This window comes from Mycobacterium sp. GA-1841 (genome assembly GCF_001954135.1).
In the GTDB taxonomy this organism is placed as follows: Bacteria; Actinomycetota; Actinomycetes; order Mycobacteriales; family Mycobacteriaceae; genus Mycobacterium.
Genome location: NZ_MBEQ01000065.1, coordinates 1 through 1232, shown reverse-complemented (window position 1 = coordinate 1232; position 1232 = coordinate 1). Strand labels below are relative to the sequence as shown.

Sequence of the window (1232 nt, the reverse complement as noted above, 5' to 3'; positions counted from 1 at the left end):
ACCCGCTCGGGGCGCACCGGAATCCAGCGTTTGTCGGCCGCGGAGTTCCACCGGCTCGGATCCCCTTCGCGCACTTCGTCGCCCAGCCGCAACGGCTCCAGCTCGGCCAACAACTTGAGGCGATCCTTGGCGGTGAACGACGCGGCGCCACCGACCATCTGCAGCTCACCGTCGGGCCGGTAGAGGCCCAGCAGAATCGACCCGACACCTTCGCCGCTCTTGTGGATGCGGTAACCCATCGCCACGCAGTCCGCGTCGCGGTGGTGTTTGACCTTGACCATCTCCCGCTTGCCCGGCAGGTAGGGGCCGTCGAGCCGCTTGGCGATCACGCCGTCCAGGCCGGCCCCTTCGAACTCGTCGAACCAGCGTTGTGCCGTCGCGATGTCGGTCGTGGCCGGCGTGACGTGAAACGACGGGCCGGGGCCCAGCGCGTCGACCAGCGCGGCGCGACGCTCGCTGAACGCGCGCCCCGTGAGATCGTCGTCGCCGAGGGCGAGCAGATCGAACGCGATGAACGCCGCCGGCGTCTGCTCGGCGAGCATGGTCACGCGGCTGGCCGCCGGGTGCAGGCGCAGTTGCAGTGCCTCGAAGTCCAGGCCCGTGCCGGTCGCGATCACGATCTCCCCGTCGACGACGCATCGCTGCGGTAGTTCGGCGCGAGCCGCTGCCACCAGTTCGGGGAAGTACCGGGTCATCGGGCGTTCGTTGCGGCTGCCGAATTCGACTTCGTCGCCGTCACGAAAGCAGATGGTGCGGAAGCCGTCCCATTTCGGCTCATAGGACATGCCCGGCGGGATCTCACGCACAGGTTTCGACAGCATCGGCGAGACCGGTGGCATCACGGGCAGCTCCATCTGCCCACGATGACATTGCCCCGCAGCGGTGGTCTACCCGAGTATGGAACCCGTGGACTTGCCCGTGCAGCCGCCCATCGAACCGATGCTTGCCAAGGCGCAGGTGAAAGTGCCGGACGAGGCTGGGGTGTGGTCCTACGAACCGAAATGGGACGGATTCCGGGCACTGGTGTTCCGTGACGGCGACGAGGTGGTGCTGCAGTCACGCAACGGCAAAGAGCTCGGCCGCTATTTTCCCGAACTGCTCGACGTGTTGCGTGACGAGCTCGCCGGCCGGTGCGTGCTCGACGGGGAAGTGGTGGTGCCGCGTGAGGTCGACGGCCGGATCCGGTTGGACTGGGAGTCGCTGTCGCAACGCGTCCATCCGGCGGCCAGCCG

At 67.7% G+C, this 1232-nt stretch carries 1 protein-coding gene and 1 pseudogene; one reads left to right on the top strand and one right to left on the bottom strand.

Going from position 1 to position 1232, the window contains the following annotated elements; all coding sequences use genetic code 11:
- A partial coding sequence (locus A5740_RS15085) for an ATP-dependent DNA ligase (RefSeq protein ID WP_076195298.1) occupies positions 1–854 on the bottom strand: 854 nt, incomplete at its 3' end.
- 43 nt (positions 855–897) lie between these two features.
- Between A5740_RS15085 and A5740_RS15080 the strand changes: the two are divergent.
- Positions 898–1232, top strand: a pseudogene (locus tag A5740_RS15080) (ATP-dependent DNA ligase); the annotation flags it as partial.